The sequence below is a fragment of the Ruegeria sp. AG7 genome (assembly GCF_056541545.1).
The window spans coordinates 108,201-129,322 of the sequence record NZ_JBQFYP010000011.1; the positions used below are offsets into that span (position 1 = coordinate 108,201).

18 protein-coding genes and 1 pseudogene are annotated in these 21,122 nt (G+C 57.9%); 9 read left to right on the forward strand and 10 right to left on the reverse strand.

Annotated elements, in window-relative coordinates:
* Window positions 1-73: 73 nt before the first annotated feature.
* Window positions 74-1,462, reverse strand: a complete 1,389-nt coding sequence (gene rimO, locus ACR0BF_RS14945) for a 30S ribosomal protein S12 methylthiotransferase RimO (RefSeq protein ID WP_480625212.1) — start codon at window positions 1,460-1,462, stop codon at window positions 74-76.
* 95 nt (window positions 1,463-1,557) lie between these two features.
* Between rimO and ACR0BF_RS14950 the strand changes: the two genes are divergently transcribed.
* Window positions 1,558-3,513 (forward strand): AsmA family protein, encoded by a 1,956-nt coding sequence (locus tag ACR0BF_RS14950; protein ID WP_480625213.1) that lies wholly within the window; start codon window positions 1,558-1,560, stop codon window positions 3,511-3,513.
* Window positions 3,514-3,560: 47 nt separating this feature from the next.
* On the opposite strand, the gene ACR0BF_RS14955 is transcribed toward ACR0BF_RS14950, so the two are convergent.
* From ACR0BF_RS14955 to ACR0BF_RS14970, 4 genes are read right to left on the reverse strand one after another with little or no spacing between them, the layout of a single operon-like run.
* Window positions 3,561-5,057: a phosphomannomutase/phosphoglucomutase gene (locus ACR0BF_RS14955; protein ID WP_480625214.1), complete on the reverse strand. Its 1,497-nt coding sequence runs from the start codon at window positions 5,055-5,057 to the stop codon at window positions 3,561-3,563.
* A gap of 15 nt (window positions 5,058-5,072) precedes the next feature.
* Complete coding sequence (kdsA, locus tag ACR0BF_RS14960) at window positions 5,073-5,906, reverse strand: 3-deoxy-8-phosphooctulonate synthase (protein WP_480625215.1); 834 nt, start codon at window positions 5,904-5,906, stop codon at window positions 5,073-5,075.
* 5 nt (window positions 5,907-5,911) lie between these two features.
* The gene (locus tag ACR0BF_RS14965) at window positions 5,912-7,495 is read right to left on the reverse strand and encodes a capsule biosynthesis protein (RefSeq protein WP_480605266.1); all 1,584 of its coding nucleotides are present in this window, start codon (window positions 7,493-7,495) and stop codon (window positions 5,912-5,914) included.
* Window positions 7,473-8,132, reverse strand: coding sequence for an ABC transporter ATP-binding protein (locus tag ACR0BF_RS14970; protein ID WP_209504732.1), 660 nt, complete (start codon window positions 8,130-8,132; stop codon window positions 7,473-7,475). Before ACR0BF_RS14970 ends, ACR0BF_RS14965 begins: the two co-directional genes overlap by 23 nt.
* Window positions 8,133-8,381: 249 nt before the next feature.
* Here ACR0BF_RS14970 and ACR0BF_RS14975 point away from each other — a divergent pair, with 249 nt between their 5' ends.
* Both ACR0BF_RS14975 and ACR0BF_RS14980 read left to right on the forward strand, forming a co-directional pair.
* A complete protein-coding gene (locus ACR0BF_RS14975; protein ID WP_480625216.1) occupies window positions 8,382-8,969 on the forward strand; it encodes a uracil-DNA glycosylase family protein in 588 nt (195 codons plus the stop codon).
* On the forward strand, window positions 8,962-9,750 hold the full coding sequence (locus ACR0BF_RS14980; RefSeq protein ID WP_480605270.1) for an SseB family protein: 789 nt from the start codon (window positions 8,962-8,964) through the stop codon (window positions 9,748-9,750). The genes ACR0BF_RS14975 and ACR0BF_RS14980 overlap by 8 nt, the downstream gene beginning before the upstream one ends.
* A gap of 59 nt (window positions 9,751-9,809) precedes the next feature.
* Here the strand turns inward: ACR0BF_RS14980 and yghU are convergent, their stop codons facing one another.
* Window positions 9,810-10,688, reverse strand: coding sequence for a glutathione-dependent disulfide-bond oxidoreductase (gene yghU / locus ACR0BF_RS14985; protein ID WP_480625217.1), 879 nt, complete (start codon window positions 10,686-10,688; stop codon window positions 9,810-9,812).
* A gap of 248 nt (window positions 10,689-10,936) precedes the next feature.
* Between yghU and ACR0BF_RS14990 the strand changes: the two genes are divergently transcribed.
* Window positions 10,937-11,455 (forward strand): YHS domain-containing (seleno)protein, encoded by a 519-nt coding sequence (locus tag ACR0BF_RS14990; RefSeq protein WP_480519093.1) that lies wholly within the window; start codon window positions 10,937-10,939, stop codon window positions 11,453-11,455.
* 48 nt (window positions 11,456-11,503) lie between these two features.
* On the opposite strand, the gene ACR0BF_RS14995 is transcribed toward ACR0BF_RS14990, so the two are convergent.
* Window positions 11,504-12,169: a DnaJ domain-containing protein gene (locus ACR0BF_RS14995; RefSeq protein WP_480625218.1), complete on the reverse strand. Its 666-nt coding sequence runs from the start codon at window positions 12,167-12,169 to the stop codon at window positions 11,504-11,506.
* Between the two features lie 229 nt (window positions 12,170-12,398).
* The gene (metF, locus tag ACR0BF_RS15000) at window positions 12,399-13,265 is read right to left on the reverse strand and encodes a methylenetetrahydrofolate reductase [NAD(P)H] (RefSeq protein WP_480625219.1); all 867 of its coding nucleotides are present in this window, start codon (window positions 13,263-13,265) and stop codon (window positions 12,399-12,401) included.
* A 94-nt stretch (window positions 13,266-13,359) separates the two neighbouring features.
* On the opposite strand from metF, the gene ACR0BF_RS15005 reads away from it, so the two are divergent.
* Entirely contained in the window at window positions 13,360-14,265 is a 906-nt protein-coding gene (locus ACR0BF_RS15005) for a LysR family transcriptional regulator (protein ID WP_480475573.1), read from the forward strand.
* 98 nt (window positions 14,266-14,363) lie between these two features.
* Window positions 14,364-15,149: an inositol monophosphatase family protein gene (locus ACR0BF_RS15010; protein ID WP_480625220.1), complete on the forward strand. Its 786-nt coding sequence runs from the start codon at window positions 14,364-14,366 to the stop codon at window positions 15,147-15,149.
* An 18-nt stretch (window positions 15,150-15,167) separates the two neighbouring features.
* Here the strand turns inward: ACR0BF_RS15010 and ACR0BF_RS15015 are convergent, their stop codons facing one another.
* Together ACR0BF_RS15015 and putA are read right to left on the reverse strand one after the other, a co-directional pair.
* Entirely contained in the window at window positions 15,168-15,911 is a 744-nt protein-coding gene (locus ACR0BF_RS15015) for a rhomboid family intramembrane serine protease (RefSeq protein ID WP_480625221.1), read from the reverse strand.
* A gap of 42 nt (window positions 15,912-15,953) precedes the next feature.
* Window positions 15,954-19,352, reverse strand: coding sequence for a bifunctional proline dehydrogenase/L-glutamate gamma-semialdehyde dehydrogenase PutA (putA, locus tag ACR0BF_RS15020; protein ID WP_480625222.1), 3,399 nt, complete (start codon window positions 19,350-19,352; stop codon window positions 15,954-15,956).
* Between the two features lie 108 nt (window positions 19,353-19,460).
* Between putA and ACR0BF_RS15025 the strand changes: the two genes are divergently transcribed.
* The 3 genes and pseudogenes from ACR0BF_RS15025 to ACR0BF_RS15035 all read left to right on the forward strand — a co-directional run.
* Window positions 19,461-19,943, forward strand: coding sequence for an Lrp/AsnC family transcriptional regulator (locus ACR0BF_RS15025; RefSeq protein WP_480475581.1), 483 nt, complete (start codon window positions 19,461-19,463; stop codon window positions 19,941-19,943).
* A 30-nt stretch (window positions 19,944-19,973) separates the two neighbouring features.
* Window positions 19,974-20,540, forward strand: coding sequence for a tetratricopeptide repeat protein (locus ACR0BF_RS15030; protein WP_480625223.1), 567 nt, complete (start codon window positions 19,974-19,976; stop codon window positions 20,538-20,540).
* A gap of 116 nt (window positions 20,541-20,656) precedes the next feature.
* Window positions 20,657-20,965, forward strand: a pseudogene (locus tag ACR0BF_RS15035) (DDE-type integrase/transposase/recombinase); the annotation flags it as partial.
* Between the last annotated feature and the right edge of the window lie 157 nt (window positions 20,966-21,122).

Sequence of the window (21,122 nt, forward strand, 5' to 3'; positions counted from 1 at the left end):
TGGCGGTTTTTTTCTACCTGAGCTGTACTTCGTAACTATTGACCCGAAAACACTATGGGGCAGGCTACTGGCGTTAAACGGGTTTCCCCCACAGATCGTATTCCCCTGCCTCGTCCACTTCGACGGTGACGATATCGCCGGGTTTGAGGCCTTCGAAGCCCTCGTCAATGAACAGGTTGCCGTCGATCTCGGGCGCGTCCGACTTGGTGCGGCAGGTGGCGGCTTCGTCATCCACGTCGTCGACGATTACTTGAAGCGTTTGTCCGACTTTAGCCTGCAACTTGGCTTCTGAAATGGCCTGAGCCTTTTCCATGAAGCGATCCCACCGCTCTTGCTTGACTTCGGCCGGGACGTGATCGGGCAGGTCGTTTGAGCGCGCACCGTCCACGTTTTCGTATTGAAAACAGCCGACACGATCCAGTTGCGCCTCGTCCATCCAGTCCAGCAGGGTTTGGAAATCGGCCTCGGACTCACCCGGATAGCCAACGATAAAGGTCGAACGCAGGGTGATATCGGGGCAGATTGCGCGCCAGGCTTGGATTTCGTCCAGAGTTTTGGCCGCTGCGGCGGGGCGGGCCATCCGTTTCAGAACATCCGGGTGGGCGTGCTGGAACGGGATATCCAGATACGGCAATATGGTGGACCCGGCATCCGCCATCAGGGGGATCAACTCGCGCACATGTGGATAGGGATAGACATAATGCAGCCGCACCCAGGCATCCATCTGACCCAGTTCACGGGCCAGATCGGTGATGTGGCTGCGGACCTCGCGATCTTTCCACGGGTTCACATCGTATTTCCGGTCCAGCCCATAGGCCGAAGTATCCTGCGAGATCACCAACAGTTCGCGCACGCCGTTTTCGACCAGCTTTTCCGCCTCGCGCAGAACCGCATGGGCCGGACGGCTGGCCAGTTTTCCTCGCATATCGGGGATGATGCAGAACTTGCATTTGTGGTTACAGCCCTCTGAGATTTTCAGATAACTGTAGTGGCGGGGGGTCAATCGAACGCTGCTGGCGGGCAGCAGATCGACGAACGGGTCAGGGTCAGGGGGAACGGCGGCGTGAACCGCATCCAGTACCTGTTCGTACTGATGCGGACCGGTGACCGCCATGATGCGGGGGTGGTGCTCGCGGATGTAATCCGGTTCGGCGCCCAGACAGCCGGTGACGATGACCTTGCCGTTTTCAACCAGCGCCTCTCCGATCGCATCCAGCGATTCTGCCTTGGCGCTGTCGAGGAACCCGCAAGTGTTCACAATGACGGCATCGGCCCCGGCATAATCGGGCGAAATGCCGTATCCTTCAGCACGAAGCCGGGTCAGAATGCGTTCGCTGTCGACCAAAGCTTTTGGACAGCCCAGCGACACCATGCCGATCGTCGGCTGGTTTGAACGGGGTGTCTCGGTGATCCGGGCGGCCGGAGCCAGGTCGGGGCGGAGGTTTGGCGGGTTCGTCGTCATGGCGCGGCATATAGTGGGGAAAGCTTCCTCTTGCAAATGTGACGTGCGATTTGAATGATCGCGGCAAAGACAAGCCAAAAGGCGGAGAGCAGATCATGAAATGGCTGATACGCATCCTGTTTATTGTTGTGGCAGTGATTGCGCTGGTAATTGGCGCGCTTTTGCTGATGCCCGGAGACAAGCTTGGCGCGATTCTGGCTGAGCAGGTCAAAGCCCAGACCGGGCGCGAACTGAGATTGAGCGGCGACGTGCGCCTGTCGTTCTGGCCGGTGCTGGGGATGGAAACCGGGCCCGTGCGTTTTGGGAACGCCAGCTGGGCCGGGCCAGAGCCGATGCTGAGCGCTGATAGCCTTGCCGTGGGCGTGGATGCTGCTGCGCTTTTGAATGGGGATCTGCGGATCAAACGCGTTTTCGCGGAAAACCCGGTGCTGCGGCTGGAGCGTTCGCAAGGGCGCGGAAACTGGGAGCTGAGCGCGCCTGTGACCACCGCGACGGCCACACCGTCTGCAGGGACGGTTCCGGCCAGCGCATCGTCGGCCGTAACTTTGGAAGAGTTGCAGCTTAATAATGCGCGACTGATCTATGTGGAAGACGGTGCCACGCAGATGGACTTTCCTGATGTAACCTTGTCGGCCAGTTGGCCTCAGGTCACTGCACCGATGGTAATGGAGGCATCAATGCCTGTACCCGGAGGTGCTGTTCAGGTCGATCTGAAGATTCCGGACTTGCCAGCCTTTGCCGCAGGGTCCGTAACCGCGCTTGAATTGGCCCTGACTGCACCGGGCGGCAAGATCGGCTTTGACGGCCACGTCAATCTGGCCGGAGAGATGGACGGAACCACAAAGATCATCACCCAAGATACAGAAAAGATGCTGGCGGCCTTCGGTCAGGCGGGCGTGACTGTGCCGTCTGGATTGGGTAACGTTGCCGATATCTCTGCGCAAATGACCTATACGCGGGACGGTCGGATTTCCCTGCGAAATATGACAGCGCAGTTGGATGGCAACCGGTTTGTCGGAGAGGCGGATATCACCATTTCCGATCCCCCTCAGATCGTCGCACGCCTGGATGCGGGCGATCTGGACCTGTCGAAGATATCTGAAACCGGCGCTGGGCTAGGTGGCGCGTCTCAATCTGCCTCACCAGTTCAGGAGGGCTGGTCAAAAGACCCAATCGACGCATCCGCGTTGGCTTTGGCGAATGGCAATATTCGCCTGACGGCCAACTCAATCGCAGTTCCCGGCATGACGTTTGGGAAAAGTGACCTGACGCTGACACTGGATCACGCGCGGGCGGTTCTTGCGATGCATCCGGCGACGTTGTTTTCGGGTCAGTTGAACGGGCAGGTGGTTGCCAACAATCGCAATGGCCTGTCCGTGGGCGGCAAGGTGACGGCAAGTGAGATTGATCTGAAACAGGCATTGTCAACGTTGGCCGGTGTCGAACGCCTGTCGGGAAGCGCGGCAGGAACCATTGAGTTTCTGGGTGTCGGTCAGTCTGAGGATCAAATCATGCGCTCTCTCAGCGGGAAGGGAAATCTGGATGTCGGGACGGGGGTAATATCCGGTTTCGATCTGGATCGACTTATGGGGCAGGGGACCGGATCGGGCGGAACAACGGTGTTCAACAGCCTGTCGGCCAGCTTCATCATCGATCAGGGTGTATTGACGAATAACGATCTGCTTATGTCGCTCAAGAATTACCGCGCCGATGGTCAGGGGGTCGTGGGGCTGGGTGCGCGCAGTATCGATTATCTGTTCACGCCTGTAGCTTTGCGTGCCAATTCGGGGCAGGGCATCTCGGTGCCTGTGCGTATCGTTGGCCCGTGGAGCAACCCGTCAATCAAGCCGGACCTGACCAAGGTCATCGAAGCGGCGGCAGATGTGAAGGTCAAAGAGCTGGAAAACGACGCGAAACAGAAAGTTTTCGAGAAGGTTGGAAACGAGCTGGACACCACCATCACGGACAGCGATCAGATCGAAGATGCGCTCAAGAACAAGCTTGAAGAAGAGGCGAAGAAAGGGCTGCTCAAACTGTTTGGCGGCAACTGAGCGAGTGTTGCGCTTGGGGCAATCAGATATGCCCCAAGCAGTTTTCTTCAGATGGTCTGGTCGTAATCTCCAACACCGGGTTCGGTTCTGATCACCGCATCGATATCGGCAAAGATCGCCCGCATCTCAGCTTCGCTTTCGCTGCTTTCACACACGACCACCAGATTGGGTGTGTTGGATGAAGCCCGCACCAGCCCCCAGCTGCCATTGTCCAGAATGACACGTGCGCCGTTCACTGTAACGACCTCCTTGATCGCGCGGCCAGCAAATGTCTCATTAGCTTCGCTTTTGGCAACCAGCTTGTCGACCAGTCGCTGCAGGATATCGTATTTTTCGGTATCTGCTGCATAGGGTGACATGGTGGGCGTCGACCAGGTCTTGGGCAGAGCTTTGCGCAGGTCGGACATGCTTTGATCCGGGTTGCGGTCCATCAGTTTACAGATCTCGACCGCGACGCGCATTCCGCAGTCATAACCGCGCCCGACCGGCTCGGCCAGAAAGTAATGGCCCGACTTTTCAAACCCAGCCAGCGCACCGATTTCCTTGACGCGCCGTTTCATGTGGCTGTGGCCGGTTTTCCAGTAATCTGCCTTGACGCCAAGGGCCTGTAGCTCGGGATCGCTGGCAAACAGGCCGGTAGATTTCACATCTGCGACAAAGGTCGATCCGGGGTGCAGCTTGGCCAGATCGCGGGCCATGATCACGCCCACCTTGTCGGCAAAGATTTCTTCGCCTTCATCATCTACGACGCCACAACGATCACCGTCACCGTCAAACCCAAGTGCCAGATCGGCACCGCTGGATTTTACCGTTGCCGCCATGTCATGCAGCATTTCCATCGCTTCGGGGTTCGGGTTGTAATTCGGGAAAGTGTAATCCAGCCGATTATGGCTGGGGACGACCTCAACCCCCATCCGTTCGAAGATTTCGGGCGCAAAGGCCGAAGCGGTGCCGTTTCCGGTTGCGCAGACAATCTTTAGCGGGCGGGACACTTTGAAATCACCGACGAGGTCGTCGATATACGCTTCCTTCACGCCCTCGACGAATTCCCAAGATCCACCCTCATGCGCCTGACCTTCGCCGTTCAGAACGATGTCGCGCAATTCAGACATCTCGTCGGGGCCGTGTGTCAAAGGGCGGTCAAAGCCCATTTTGACCCCAGTCCAGCCGTTTGGATTGTGGCTGGCCGTAACCATCGCCACGGCCGGTACATCCAGATGAAACTGTGCGAAATAGGCCATCGGGCTAAGCGCAGGGCCAATGTCTTTCACGCGGATACCGGCCTGTATCAATCCCAGGATCAGGGCGTTTTTGATCGCCAGTGAATAGTCACGGTAATCGTTTCCTACAGCGATCACGGGCTCGATCCCGCGCCTGCGCATTTGCGTGCCAAGTCCTAGGCCAAGCGCCGTCATGCCCGGCAGGTTAATCTCTTCCGGATATTTCCATCGGGCGTCATATTCGCGAAACCCGGTGGGTTTGATCATTGCGTCGCGGAGAAAGCTCCAGGTGTTTGGTGTTACCTCGGGAATCGGTTTGATCATAACAAGTCTCAATCGTTAAATCTGAATAGGATCAGTTTTGGCCAGCGCATCGAAGCGCATCAAAGTGTCAATGAGTTGGGGCATCTGATCCAACGGAATCATATTGGGCCCATCCGAAGGGGCATTGTCCGGATCTTGGTGTGTTTCAATGAACACCGCGCCAATACCCAGCGACACGGCGGCGCGCGCCATGACCGGAGCAAATTCGCGTTGCCCGCCCGAGGAGCCACCTTTTCCACCCGGTTGCTGCACGGAATGGGTCGCATCCATCACCACCGGATAACCGGTTTGGGCCATTTGCGGCAGGGACCGCATATCAGCCACCAGCGTGTTATAGCCGAATGAAGTGCCACGTTCGGTCAGCAGGATATTATGATTCCCCGTGCTTTCGATCTTGGACACGATATTGGGCATCTCCCACGGTGCGAGAAACTGACCCTTTTTCACATTGACCACTGCGCCCGTATTGCCCGCAGCGAGCAGCATATCCGTCTGGCGGCACAAAAACGCCGGGATTTGCAGGACGTCTACCGCCTCGGCGGCGATGGCGCACTGCGCTTCGGTATGAACATCGGTCAGGACCGGAATGCCCATCGATTTGCGGATGCTATCCAGAACCTGCAACCCCGCATCAATGCCCATGCCGCGCTTGCCGGACAGCGAGGTCCGGTTTGCCTTGTCATAAGATGCTTTGAAGACATATTGCGCACCGGCTGCGTCGCAGGCCTCTTTCATCTTGCCAGCAATCATCTGCGCGTGGTCTGCCGTTTCAAGCTGGCAGGGGCCTGCAATGATGGTCAGCGGAAGGTCGTTGCCGACTGTCAGGTCGGAGATTTTTACATGTTTCATGAGTCTTATGAGGATACCTGTTCACGAAGGACCGACGCGGTAAGCGAGATCATGAGGTAGATACCAGCAAACAACAGGAATGCCAAAATCGTATTTTCGAACTTGCGCGGATAGCTGGGTTCCTGACTGGGGATCGGGTTCACCGAGACGGTCAGATAACGCACCTGCCGGTTGGCTTCGGATCGGGTCGATTCCATTTGCTGCATTGCCGTTTGCAGCATCATGTCCCGCGCCGCCAGATCCGCCTGAGCGATCTGGATGCGCACGCTCAACCGCGCCAGCGAATTTTCGCCATCGGAAGCATCCTGCATCTCGGCATTCAGTTGTTCCAGCACCTTTTCAAGCCGGGCAATGTCAGCCTTGACACCGTCAACCTTGGCTTTGTTCGGGCGCAGGTTGTCCTGCAGGGCGGCAAGTTCAAGCTCTTTGTCCTGCACCAATATCTCGATCTCGTTGATGCGGGCGCGCAGGCTGGCAATGACATTCTCGGGGTCCAGCACCGCCCCTTGAAGCTGAAGCTCGATCAATTCCTCCTGCGCCTGCCGCCGCGCCTCCTGCGCCGCTTCAAAGCTTTCCAATGCATCGCGCATCTGGTCTTCGCGCTTCTTGCCGGACAGGGCATTCACCCGATCTTCGGCGTAAGAGATCAAACGCTCCGAGAACTCGGTCGAGGTCTGTGCGTCCGGTGCTACAACCTCCATCCGAATGACCCCTTCGGTTGGGTCATACCCGATGGTGATCATGCGTTTGAACAGCTTGTATGCGTCTTCCAGCGTGGCGTCGGGCGACAGCCTTTGAATCGGATCAATCTTTTCCTGCCTGAAGACATCGGAAAACCCTGCGTCCCGATCCAGCAGCAACAAAGCCTCTTTCGACTCCAGGAAAGACTGAACCGAGATGGAATCCTGCGTGGTGGCGAATTGCGTCCCGGCAAGCAGCCCGCCGATAGAGCCTGGCCCGCCATCGGCTTGCAGGATCAGAAACTCGGAATCGCTGGCATACATCGGGGTGGCGATGCGATAGAAATAGAACCCCACAACAAAGGTCGGCAGGAACACAAAAGCGGCCAAACGTGCGAAAAGGCCAAACAGCTTACGCCTGCGTCGACGCGCGATGTCCTTCTGAATCTGACCGATTTCAAGGTTGCGCCGCTCAGCCGGGCTGAGCTCGGGTCCCGGAAGGTTCGGTGTGCTTGCGCCAATGGATTGCGGCAACTGAATGCGGATCTTGTCTTTGACCTTCGAACTGTCGCCCTGTGCCGAGGGCTTTGCTGCGGCAAGATCAAGAAGGTTCGTGCGCTGAAACGGATCAATGCCTTTCTTGCGCAGCAAGCGCACCGCATCATAGTCCGATGTTGCTGCCAGTCCGTGTTTCTGCGCCAGTTTTCGCGCGATGCGCAACTGGCGGCCTGTCAGGCCTTCGCGCTTGATGTCGTCAATTTGCGTGCCTGGCTGAGCCTCGGCCGCTGGTGCCTGGCCTTGCGTCGCGCCCCGTATGCGAGAGATTGCATCCGCACGCGCCTCGGCCGAATCTTCCACCTGACGATTGTTGCGCCAGTTGTACTTTCTAACCTTGGGTTTCGTAGTCATATAGCTGCTTTGCCTCTTCCAAGGAGTCAAACATGTACAATTGCCCGTCCAGCAGAACGGCGGCTTGCTGAGCGAATTTCTCCAATACAGTCGGGCTGTGCGACACGATCACCAAAGTCGTAGTGCGCAACCTTTCCTTCAGGATCGCCCCTGCCTTTTCATTGAATTCAACATCGGTAGATGCTGGCATCCCTTCATCGACAAGATACATGTCGAAATCCAGCGCCAGCATCAAAGAAAACGTGAATCGTGATCGCATCCCCGAAGAATAGGTGGACAACGGCTGTTCGAAATATTCACCCAAGCCACAGAGCCATTTGCAATACGCCTCAACATAGTCCGGGTCCATGCCGTAAATCTTGGCGATGTATCGCGCGTTCTCAAGCGCTGACAACTTGCCGGTTACACCCCCGGTAAAACCCATGGGAAAAGAGACCCGGCATTCGCGGCGGATCACACCTTCGTCGGGCTTTTCCAGACCGGCCATCATGTTGATCAGTGTGGTTTTGCCAGTACCATTCGGGGCCAGAACGCCCAGCGACGTACCCAGTTCGACACGGAACGAGACCCTGTCCAGGATCACCTTGCGGCGCGTCCCGGTCCAGAAGGACTTGCTGACATTGTCGAACTCTAGCATTCGGGGCCTGCTGCTCGTTTCCGTTGTGTCGCCGCGCTTTCAGGCGGTCAGAAAGGATGGTTTTTACCAATCCATGTTGGCTACATTATGTCGAATTATGAAACAAATGTTCAATGCGTTGCTGCCAAACCCGCAAACAACTGATCGGTTGTCGGCAATTCCGCTGCACTTCTGGTAATCTGCCGCACCTTTATTATGTGGTTTCATACCTGATCTTTGCAAAACAGCTTTGGGAGGTTACGCAACCAGATGGTAAATCTAGATGGCGATATCCGCGCGTGCCGCCTGTGCGCTGCGTCCTTTGCGCAAACCAAAACTGCTCATGAACCCCGCCCGGTGGTCTGGTTTCGGCGCGGAACACCCATCCTGATCGCGGGGCAGGCCCCGGGTGCGCGCGTGCACGAGTCAGGGCGGCCCTTTACAGACCCGTCAGGCGACAGGCTTCGCCAATGGCTTGGGGTCAATGAACCTGTTTTTTATGATCGTGACCTCGTGTCGATTGTGCCCATGGCATTCTGTTTCCCCGGCTATGATGCCCGCGGTTCTGACCTTCCTCCGCCCGCGATATGCGGTAAAACTTGGCATGACAGGGTGATGCAGGAACTGGGGCAGGTGCCGTTGACGGTGTTGGTCGGTGGTCATGCGCATAAATATCATCTGGGGGCGCGGGGGTCGGTGACGGACACCGTTCGGAACTGGCAGGACCATGCGCCGCGGGTCTTTGCCTTGCCTCATCCGTCCTGGCGGAATACGGCATGGGTAAAGAAAAACCCGTGGTTCGAGGCAGAACTGCTGCCGGTTCTGCGCGCGCGGGTCCAAGAGGTGCTGAATGACTGAAACCACAGCGTTGGACACGGCGCATGCCGCGATGCTGGCAGATCCGCAGAACGATGCTGCCCGTCTGCGGTTTTTTGAACGGCTTGCTGATAGTGAGCTGTTCTTGATGCTGACCGAAGAAGCGGTGGGCGAAAACATCTCGCCCGAAGTGTTCGATGTGGCCGACGGGCGCTTTGTGTTGGCTTTCGACCGCGAGGAACGATTGGCGCAGTTTGCGGGGAGGCCTGTGCCTTATGTTGCGCTGTCGGGGCGTGTGTTGTCGGCGATGCTGGCAGGGCAGGAGATCGGGCTGGGCCTGAACCTGGAAACTGCCCCATCATCCATGCTGGTGCCTGCCGAGGCCTTGGGCTGGCTGGCCGAAACGTTGTTGCATGGCCCGGAAGAGGTCGAGGAAAAGCTTGCCGAGTTCATGCCGCCCGCCGGTTTGCCAGACAGCCTGTTGACCGCCCTTGATGCAAAGCTGGCATCTGCTGGCGGCCTTGCCAGTGCGGCCTATCTGGTCGCCACGAAATCAGAAGCGGGCGCTCAGGGTCATTTGCTGGGGTTTGTCGGAGCGGTTGATGGGGCCGAGCCAGCGCTGGCCAAGGCAGCTTCGGAGGCGTTGACGTTTTCAGGGATCGAGGCGGGGGCGATGGATGTCGGGTTCTTTGCCACAGATGACGCCGCTGCCGCGCTGCTGGCGAAGACGGGGCTTCGCTTTGACCTGCCCGAACCGCAGGTTGCAGATCTGGTGCGCGAGGTACCGGGCAGCAATCCCGCGAAACCACCAATTCTGAAGTAACGACCAAAACGCAAACACGCGGCGCATATTGCGCCGCGTGGCACTAGGATGGGACGCTGCTATTCCGCAGCAGCTACCAGTTTGTCTTGCGTGCGTGTTTCGAAATCGCTGGCGTCGTGGCGCTCGTGAAGCTGCGTGTGCGGCTCGCCAAAGGCGCGGTTGACCATACGGCCACGCTGAACCGCAGGCCGCGCGTCAATCGCCTTGGCCCAACGCACCACGTTCTTGTAGGATTCCGCGTCAAGGAACTCTGCCGCGCTATAAAGTCGGCCCAGAACCAGCTGACCGTACCACGGCCAGATCGCCATGTCGGCGATCGTATATTCCTCGCCCGCGATATAGGTCTTGTTCGCCAATTCCCTGTCCAGAACGTCCAACTGGCGTTTTGCCTCCATCGCGAAGCGGTTGATCGGGTATTCCCACTTTTCAGGCGCGTAGGCGTAGAAATGGCCAAACCCGCCGCCCAGATAAGGGGCGCTGCCCATTTGCCAGAATAGCCAGTTCATGACTTCGGTCCGTTCCGGCCCGGACGCGGGCAGAAACTCTCCGAACTTCTCAGCCAGATGAAACAGGATCGAGGCGCTTTCAAACACCCGAACCGGCTTGTCGCCAGAGCGATCCCAAAGGGCGGGGATTTTCGAGTTTGGGTTGACCTCGACAAACCCTGAACCGAACTGGTCGCCATCGCTGATGTTGATCAGCCAGGCGTTGTATTCAGCGCCGTCGTGACCCAATGCCAGCAACTCTTCCAGCATTACGGTGACTTTGACACCGTTGGGTGTGGCAAGGGAATACAACTGCAAAGGGTGGCGTCCAACCGGCAAGTCCTTGTCATGGGTTGCGCCGGCAATAGGTCGGTTAATGTTGGCGAACTGCCCGCCACATTCACTGTCCCATGTCCAGACTGCTGGAGGGGTATACGAAGATTGGTCGCTCATGTCTTGCCTTTCATGCCTTTGTCCGGGCCGCGTTCGGTGCAGTTTTACAGGTAGTGTTGCAATCCGCCGAGTCCAACCCAGCTTTTCCGGCTTAATTTGTAATAATCCGCGACCAAACTCTCACGTTTGCTCGAGAGGGGTCACAGCGGCGCGAGGAGGGCTACGAACAGAATGAGAATCGCATATTGTTTTGCCAGACCCGCCATCACGGCGTCACCGATACCGCTGGTACGAAAAGGATAAACTACATGAAACGCTTTGCTTTGACCTTTGCTGCGGCCCTGGCCCTGGCCGTTCCGGCATTTGCCGGGCCGCAATATATTGACGGCACGGGGTTTGCCGTCTCGGGGTATGATGTGGTCGCCTATCGCAACCTGGATCAGGTACCGGTAGGACAGCCGCAGCACGAAGGCGTGCGTGGCAAGGCCAGCATCACTGCCGAGTACAATGGTGCAACCTGGGCATTCTCGTCCGAGGAAAACCGCGACAAATTTCTGGAAAACCCGGCCTATTATGCCCCGCAATATGATGGGCACTGCGCCTATGGTGTGTCGCGCGGCGGCAAGGTTCCGGCAAACCCGAACTTGTGGCGGATCGTTGACGACAAGCTGTATCTAAACATCACGGATGTGGTTGTCGGGTTCTTCGAAGAAGACATTCCGGGCAACATCAACCTTGCTGAAGGCAACTGGCCGGGTATCGAGCCGTCTGACGCCTCGACCAGCGTTATCCCGAAATTTACCTCGGAAGGTCCGGTGAAAAACTGACCCGGCCGCAAATGCACAAAGCCCGGCTTAACCAGCCGGGCTTTTCGTTCAGCCAGCAAGCCAGAACTGATCCCGTATCGCCTGATCTGCATCAAACCGGATCCTGACGCTTTTGGCACCTGGGAATTTGCGTTCGCGGATCGTATCGGGAATGACTACTTCCCCGGCGCCCGTGTCGCTGGACTGAAAGCTCAGGATTTCCGCTGTGGTGTGCCGCGCACTGGTCAGAACGGTCGTTGGCAAAGCCACACGATTTGCGCCCTGATTGACCGGTGTTGTGACGAAGTAAGTCAGGTGTCGCCCATAGCATCCGACCGCGTCGGGAACATGGTCAGCAACACTACTGCAGCATTTAGGTTGAATACCAGGCTGACTGTTCATATGCGACAGCGCTTGCCCAGGATTCAGCATCGCCTCGCAGGCGGCAATATCCTCCTGCGGAAGCTCGATGATACGTTTTTTCAGCCGCGGCCGACGTGGTTGTGGCGGGCCAGTAGTGGTACCGCCCTTTGTCGCCAGCCCTTCTTTGCGCAGAAAATCATAGGCTGCCTTGGCGCGCGAAAACCCGGAACTGTCGCCTTCCTTATGATCAGGATGCGTGTGAAAGGCGATGTGACGCCAAGCCTCTCGTATTTCACTGGAATTGGCAGACGGGTTCAGGCCCAGATCTGCCAGGGCATCCGTGCGTGCCCTGACCTTATCGACAGGTTCCATACTCAAAACACTCATTAAAAACTACACACCCCTAGTGTTGCCGAGGGCATGGTTTTGTCAAATTTCACGGTTGATTGAGACGGAGGCTGACAACAATCTCGATGCGAAGATTCCATTGTTCCGCAAAGGCGTGAATTCGCGGATGTAACTGTGAAACAGGTCACGCACAAGAAAAGGAAAACGCCCGGGTATGTTCGTAACCCGGGCGCCTCATTGGATTTTTCAGATGTCAGGCGACGTTTTGCAGATCGACCTGTGGTGTAATCCCAAGGGCAAAGCACACATCGCGCGTCAGTTCGGGACGGTTAAGGGTATAGAAATGCAGCTTGTCCACGCCACCTTCGATCAGGTCCGAGCACAACTCGGTGCAGATCGCAGTTGCCAGCAGATCCTCACGCCCGTCGCGCACGGCCTTTTCAAAGGCCTGTTCGACCCAATCGGGAATATGCGTGCCGCAGCTTTTGGCGAACTTGCGCGCGCCTGCCCAGTTTTCAATAGGCAGAATGCCCGGAACGATCGGTTTGTCGATGCCCGCCTTGGCGCAGGCGTCACGGAAACGGAAAAAGGTTTCGGCCTCGAAAAAGAATTGCGTCAGCGCTTCGTCAGCGCCCGCGTCAAGTTTGGCCTTCAGCCAGTCCACGTCTGCTGACATGTCCTCAGCTTCAGGGTGCTTGTCAGGATAGGCCCCGACACGGATGCTGAACATTTCGGTTTCAGCCAGCGCCTCAATCAATTCAATCGAACTGTTAAAGCCTTCTGGGTGCGGGACGAACCGGTCGTGCCCTTTCGGCGGGTCGCCCCGCAGGGCCACGATGTCCTGCACGCCCGCACGTGCGAATTTGTCGGCGATTTCCAGCGTTTCCTGCCGCGAAGCGTCGACACAGGTCAGATGCGCGGCGACGTTCAGGCCAGACGATTTATGCAGGGTTGCGACCGCGTCGCGCGTCAGTTCCCGGGTCGTACCGCCTGCACCGTAGGTGACGGAAACAAAACGAGGCTCCAGCGGTGCCAATGTCTGGACCGTATCCCAAAGGCGGAAAGAAGCCTCCAGAGTTTTGGGCGGAAAGAACTCGAATGAAATTTCGGGTTTGGACATGGCTGCCTCACTGGATCAACTGACTATCTTGTGCCATGACAGGCATTGTGAGACAAACTCATATTATTCAACAACAACATGAACGATACTTGAGATGCACATTGAATTCCGGCACCTGCGAACCATCAAGGCGATCCATGAATGTGGTGGGTTGGCACGCGCTGCCGACCAATTGAACATCACCCAATCCGCATTGAGTCATCAGGTCAAAGGGTTGGAGGATCAGGCCGGGGTCGAGCTGTTTCTGCGACGTTCAAAGCCGATGAAGCTGTCAGCCGCCGGTTTGCGTCTGCTGCGGTTGGCCGAGCAGATCCTGCCGCAGGTCGAGGCGGCACAGAATGAGTTTTCATCGCTGCGGGACGGGCGTACCGGACGGATGCATATCGCCATCGAATGTCACGCGTGTTTCGAATGGCTGTTTCCGGTTCTCGAATCCTTCAGGAAATCCTGGGGCGACGTGGATGTAGATATTCGACCCGGTCTGGCCTTCGACGCCCTTCCAGCCTTGCAGAAGGAAGAGGTTGATCTGGTGGTCTCATCCGATCCCGAAGATCTGCCGGGTGTCGAGTTTGTGGAACTGTTTGACTACAACCCCGTCTTTGTCGCTGCATCAGCCCATCCACTGGCGGAAAAAGCCTATATCGAGGCTGAGGATTTCCGAGGCCAGACTCTGATCACCTACCCGGTGGAGCGCACACGTCTGGACGTGTTCAGCCAATTGTTGATCCCTGCACGGGTCGAACCTGCCTCGATCAGGCAGGTGGAACTGACAGCTGTGATCCTGCTTCTGGTGGCATCAAACCGAGGCATCTCGGTTCTGCCGGATTGGGTCGTGCGCGAGGTCAAATACAACTCGGACTATGTGACCCGGCCCCTGACCAAAGAGGGGATCACGCGTCGCCTTTACGCAGCGGTCCGATCAGATGATCTGGATAAACCCTACGTGCAGGAACTGGTGAAACTGGCCCGCGAAGAGGCGCACAAGCTGCAATCCCGGTAGAGGCGTTTTCTGCGGGTCTGTTATGCGTATCATTCCTCTTGGCAAGGAAGCCTTGCGGCAGTATACGCGCGGTTTGACCGGACAGGAGCCCTTTTACAATGGTTGGCAGTGCAAATCTCAACATCATGATCAAGGCCGCGCGCAAGGCGGGGCGTTCTTTGGTCAAGGACTTTCGTGAAGTCGAGAATCTGCAGGTGTCGATGAAAGGCGCGGGCGACTTTGTCTCCAAGGCCGACATCGCGGCCGAGGCCATCCTGAAGGACGAATTGCTGGGCGCACGCCCGACCTATGGCTGGCTGGCCGAAGAGGGCGGTTCCATCGACGGAGAAGACCCGACCCGCCGCTGGATCGTCGATCCGCTGGACGGCACCACCAATTTTCTACATGGCCTGCCGCATTGGGCAATTTCGATTGCACTGGAACATAAGGGCAAGATCGTTGCTGGCGTGATCTATGATGCTGCCAAGGATGAGATGTTCTTTGCAGAAAAAGGCGAAGGTGCGTGGATGAACGACACCCGAATTCGTGTGTCGGGGCGTCACCGCATGATTGAATCGATCTTTGCAACCGGCCTGCCCTTTGGGGGTCGTTCTGACCTGCCTGCAACCCTGCAGGATCTGGCGCGTCTGATGCCCGCCTGCGCCGGCGTGCGCCGTTGGGGGGCTGCGGCGCTCGACATGGCATATGTGGCCGCGGGTCGGTACGAAGGTTTCTGGGAACGCCGCCTGAACGCGTGGGATGTTGCCGCCGGTATCATCATCGTGAAAGAGGCAGGCGGCTTCGTACAGGCCCTGAACCCCGAAGGCAATGTGCTGGAAGATGGTGAAGTGATCTGTTCGAATGAACCGATATTTGATCAATTCGCCAAAGTCATCCGGGGCTGATCGTCCCTTAGCCCAGCTTTATCGACGCGGAACGCGCGGAATACGTGACTGCGACAGCTTGTACGTTGTCTCTGGGTGGGGCGGGTGCCCGTGCGTGCGGTTCCAAAACTGCACGCCACCGCGCCGCAGCCACAATGGCACGCATAGGAGCAGGCCCACGGCAAACCCGCCGGTATGGGCCCAATAGGCGATACCGCCTTCGTCCGGGTTGCTGGTGACGCTGCCAAAGAACTGAATCGCCAGCCATACGCCCAGCATGATGAAAGCGGGGATGGTAAAGACCCTGAAATAGACAACCAGGATCAGCAGAATATCCACACGCGCCTTGGGAAACAGCAGCAGGTATCCACCCATGACACCCGCAATCGCGCCCGAGGCGCCGACGGTAGGCACCTGAGAGTCCGGCCCTGTAATCACATGGATCAGACCTGCGCCGATACCTGCGACCAGATAGAACAGCAAAAAGGGCAGATGGCCCATTTCGTCTTCCAGATTGTCGCCGAATATCCATAAGAACAGCATGTTCCCGGCAAGATGCATCCAGCCCCCATGCAGGAACATGGATGTCACAAGGGTTTCCAGACCAACCCCATCACTGACCCGCGCCGGGATGATGGCATAGTCGAAGAACAGCCGGTTGATAAGTGGCGCATCATTCATGATCCCCACATAGCTGAGGAAGATCAGGATGTTGGCCGCCAATAAGGCGTAGACAACATAAGGCGTGCGCCCTGAGGGGTTATGGTCGCGGATCGGAAACATGAGGTGACGCTGGGCTTTTGCGCGCCCAGCGTCAAGGCAAGCTTATGCCGCACCTCCCAACAACGCAGCGTTTCCACCGGCTGCGGTCGTATCGACACACACATGGCGTTCACCCAGCACACGCGCGCGGTCGGGTCTGCCCGGAATCAGGGGCACAATGGGACCGTTCCGGCGGGCCAGGTGCTGTTCGATCTGCTGCGCGGTTTCAGCGTCGCCCCACCAAAGGACACCCGAGATACCGGTCAGGTTCTCCAACCGGTGAAGGTCAAGCATTCCGGTTGCCTGAATGGCCGTGCCACCCAGCGCCAGTACGGCGTCAGCCTGCGCGCGCGCTGCCGTTTCCCCCGGCCCCATGCACAGAAGAGGCGGGCGGGGATATTCGCTCAGCCGGTTCGATTCTCCGGTTGGGCCGGGCAGAGAACGGGTCCGGATTGGGGCAGGCTGGCCCTGAGGAGCAGGTAGGTCTCCCAAATGCTCCCAGGTTTCTGTCGTGGTTTGCCGATCCGGTGCACAGAACCGGGCCATGTAATTCGGGCCGCCCGCCTTCGGACCGGTGCCTGACAGCCCTTCACCGCCAAAAGGTTGGGAGCCAACGATGGCACCGATCTGATTGCGGTTTACATAGATGTTTCCGGCATGGATAGCTTCGGTCACATGCTGCACCCGGTCGTCGATCCGGGTTTGCAGGCCAAAGGTCAGCCCGTATCCGGTTGCGTTGATATCCGCGATGACCTTGTCGATCTCCTGCGCTTTGAATCTTACCACGTGCAACACGGGGCCAAAAATCTCACGCTTCAGCGCGGCAATGCCCGAGATTTCGATCAACGTTGGGGCAACAAAGATGCCTTCGGGCGGCAGCGGCAGCTCTTTCAGAACGCGTCCTTCGGCCCGTGCCGTAGCGACGTGATCGGCGATGACCTGCCGGGCCTGCGCGTCGATCACCGGGCCGCAATCGGTAGAGATCAGCCAGGGGTCCCCGATGCGCAGGGCATCCATTGCCCCTTTGAGCATGGTCAGCACGTCATCTGCGATATCCTGTTGCAGGTACAGGCATCGCAGTGCCGAACACCGCTGGCCTGCGGATTGAAAGGCACTTTCAATGATCGATTGCACAGCCTGTTCCGGAAGTGCAGTGCTGTCAACGATCATGGCGTTCAGGCCGCCGGTTTCCGCGATCAGCGGGGTGCCGGGGCGCATGGACCCAGCCATTGCCGACCGTATCCTGAGAGCGGTTGCCGTTGAACCGGTGAAGGCCACGCCCGAGACGCGCGCATCCGATGTCAGCGCCGCGCCCACGGCCAGACCACCCGGCAGCAATTGCAGCGCGTCGCGCGGCACACCAGCCTCATGCAGCAATTGAATGGCGCGGTGCGCGATCAGGGGTGTCTGCGGCGCAGGCTTGGCCAAAACGGCGTTCCCGGTCGCCAAAGCAGCCGAAATCTGCCCGGAAAAAATCGCCAGCGGGAAGTTCCACGGGCTGATGCAGGTAAATATGCCAGCGGGCTCGGCATCAGGAATGTTGGCGGCGTAGTAACGTAGGAAATCCACCGCCTCACGCAGTTCCGCCACCGCGTCGGGCAGCGACTTGCCAGCCTCACGCGCCAGCAGGGCGAACAACTCGCCGTAATGTGTTTCATAAAGATCGGCGGCAGAGTTCAGGATACGGGCACGTTCGACTGCCGGGGCCTGCCATGGCTTTGCCGATGCCAACGCCAGTTCCACATCTGCTTCACTCGCCGGAGCCACCGCGCCGGGCTTGTCGGCAGGATTCGCCGGGTTGATTACCTGCTCATCCGCTTGGGGTTTGGCAGCGTCAGCCAGCAAGGGTTGTGCATACCAGTGATACGCGCGGAACTGGTCCCGCGCTGCGTCAACCTTGTCCAGCGTCGGGGTGTGGTGCAGATCGAAGCCCTTGGAATTGGGGCGATCCGGCTGGAACAGTTCGGGGCCAGTGGGCAGCGGGGGCGGAGGCGTTTGAACAGTAACAAACGGATCTGCGGCAACCACTTCCGGCGGGACGTTATCGTCGACAATCTGGTTGACGAAGGATGAGTTCGCTCCGTTTTCCAGCAGACGCCGCACAAGGTAGGCCAGCAGGTCACGATGCGCGCCAACCGGTGCATAAATGCGGCAGCGGGTCTTCTGCCTGTTCATCACAAGCTGATGCAATGTCTCGCCCATGCCGTGCAGGCGCTGGAACTCAAAAGGCTGACCTTCGGCCATGTGCAGGATGGCGCTGACTGTATGGGCGTTGTGGGTGGCGAATTGCGGATAGATCCGGTCTGTCATGCCCAGCAATTTGCGCGCATTGGCGATATAGGACACATCGGTGACCGCCTTGTGGGTGAAGACGGGAAAGCCGTCCACACCTTCGACCTGCGCGCGTTTGATCTCGGTATCCCAATAGGCGCCTTTGACCAGACGGACCATCAGCTTGCGATCGTGGCGTTCCGCCATGTCATAGAGCGTGTCCAGAACCAGCGACGCGCGTGGCCCATAAGCCTGAACTACGATGCCGAACCCATCCCAGCCGGCCAGAGCCGGATCGGACATCACCGCTTCAATCACCTGCAATGACAAAGACAGGCGATCCGCCTCTTCGGCGTCGACGTTTAGCCCCATACCAGCGGCCTTGGCCAAAAGGGCCAGCGCCCGCAGTCGGGGAACCAGTTCATCCATCACGCGCTTTTCCTGCGCCAGTTCATAACGGGGATGCAGGGCTGACAACTTGACTGAAATTCCCGGGTTGGCGCGGATATCCTCATGGGTGCAGGCTTCGGCGATGACCGAGATGGCGCGTGAATACGACAGGTGATATCGTGCGGCGTCCGCCTCGGTTCGCGCGGCCTCTCCCAGCATGTCGTAGGAGTAGGTATATCCCTTGTTTTCCATCCCGCGCGCACGCTCCATCGCGGCGTTGATGGACTCACCTAACACGAATTGCCGCCCCATTTCCTTCATCGCACGCGACACGGCGGTACGGATCACGGGTTCACCCAATCGCTTGATGGCCCCGCGCAGGGCGCCAACAGGCGAGGCCTTGCCTTCGTCCAGAACCTTGCCCGTCAGCATCAGGGCCCAGGTTGAGGCGTTAACCAAGGATGAAGACGAGTGCCCAAGATGCTTGCCCCAGTCCGAAGGGGCGATTTTGTCTTCAATCAACGCGTCAATCGTGTCGGCATCCGGCACGCGTAACAGCGCTTCGGCCAGGCACATCAGGGCGACGCCTTCGTCGGTGGACAGGCCGTATTCGGCAAGAAACACCTCCATCAACCCCGGAGACGTGCTGGAGCGGATGTCGCGCACAAGCTGCGCGGCGGCGGCGCTGATGGCGCTGCGGTCTGTGGCGCTCAGGCTTGCCTGAGAGATCAGGGTTTCAAGGATCGCCGACTGGTCAGCATAGGTTGAGGTGTCGATTAATGTACGCAGGGTATGAGACATGAGTCCTCCGGTCTTTGTGCCAATATACCTGCGAAAACTCAGGACAATCGCCTGAGTTTACGATAATTGAAGGCGGAACACCTGAAATTTCGCCAGAGAGCAGCGCAAATGAACTTTCCTGACCTGGACCGGTTTGACCGGTCGATTCTGAGAATTCTGGCCGAGGATGGGCGCATTTCGGTCGCCGATCTTGCGCGCGAAATTGGTCTGTCGAAATCACCGACACAGGCGCGCCTGAAACGGCTTGAAGCAAGCGGGGTGATCAAAGGATACCGGGCGATGCTGGATCCGATCAGACTGGGGCTGGACCACGTTGCCTTTGTCGAAGTGCGCCTGACCGATACTCGCGAAAAGGCACTGGCCGAGTTCAATGCGGCTGTCCGAAAAACTGCCGAGGTCGAGCAAGCCCATATGATTGCTTCGAATTTCGACTATTTGTTGAAGGTCCGCACAGCCACGATGTCAGAGTATCGTCGTGTTCTGGCCGAAAAGATTTCATCCATGCCGCATGTCGCCAGCACCTCGACCTTTGTGGCGATGGAGGCGGTTAAGGAAGCCGGCAGTTTGGGTGGGTTCGAGCATCAGGCTTGACGGATCAGGATTACGAGCCATCCTTGGTACATGACACACGCTTTCCTCTCTGCTCTTTCTGTTGTTGCCTTGTCTTGTGCGGCGCACGCCCAGTCCTGCCCTGATGCTCCGGATCATTCAGAAGGTGTGGATGCGCTAATCAATCAGGTTCAGAAGGCAGAATCGCAAATTGATGCGCACGCCATTTCCAACCAGATGTGGGAGCTTTGGACGGACGCGCCGGATGCGCGTGCGCAAGGCTTGCTGGACCGGGGAATGGCACGGCGGGAGGCTTGGGATTTACTGGGCGCGTTGGAAGAGCTTGACCAGCTTGTCGATTACTGCCCGAACTACGCCGAAGGCTACAATCAGCGTGCGTTTGTGAACTACCTCAGACAAGACTTCGCTGCTGCTTTGCAGGATCTGAATGTCACGATCGAGTTGTCGCCGAACCATATAGGTGCGCTGAGCGGTCGCGCCTTGTCATTGTTGGGTCTGAAGCGCCTTAACGACGCGCGCGCTGCCCTTGCCGAGGCGCTAGAACTTAACCCATGGCTGTCAGAGCGGGCATTGTTAGAACCCGGCGGTCTTTTGGAACCGCCCGGTCAAGATATCTGACGCCGGGTTTTCGAAAGAACCGCAAGGGAAACCGAACCTTTTTGCGGGCAAACTGGTTGTGTTGGACCCCTTCGGAGTTGTTGGCTGGCTATCCAGTGGTATGGGTTCTGGCTGTCGGGCGCGTGTATCGGACGCTGAACATCATTGTCGAATACACCAGCGAGGCGCTGATGATCCGCGTCGATCGTAAGCTCAACTCAACAGATGTGCTGAATGCATTGACTGACCTGTTCATCCTCCGCGGCCCGCCGGCATTCACAAGATCCGACAATGGGCCGGAATTTATCGCCCAGAAGGTGCGGGAGTGGATTGCAGCTGTCGGGGCGAAGACGGCTTACATCGAACCGGGATCACCCTGGGAGAACAGTCATTGCGAAAGCTTCAACGCCCGGTTCCGGGACGAGCTGCTCAACGGCGAAATCTTCTAAAGCCTAAAGGAGGCGCAAACTCTGATCGAGCAATCTCGTATCCACTACAACTCTGCTTCATTGCGCCCATCTTTCTATGTTGTTGAAGAAAATAGGTTTTGCTGATCCGGGTGCGATACCGCGGGGTATTTGGGGTTTTGTCGAGCCCGTTTCT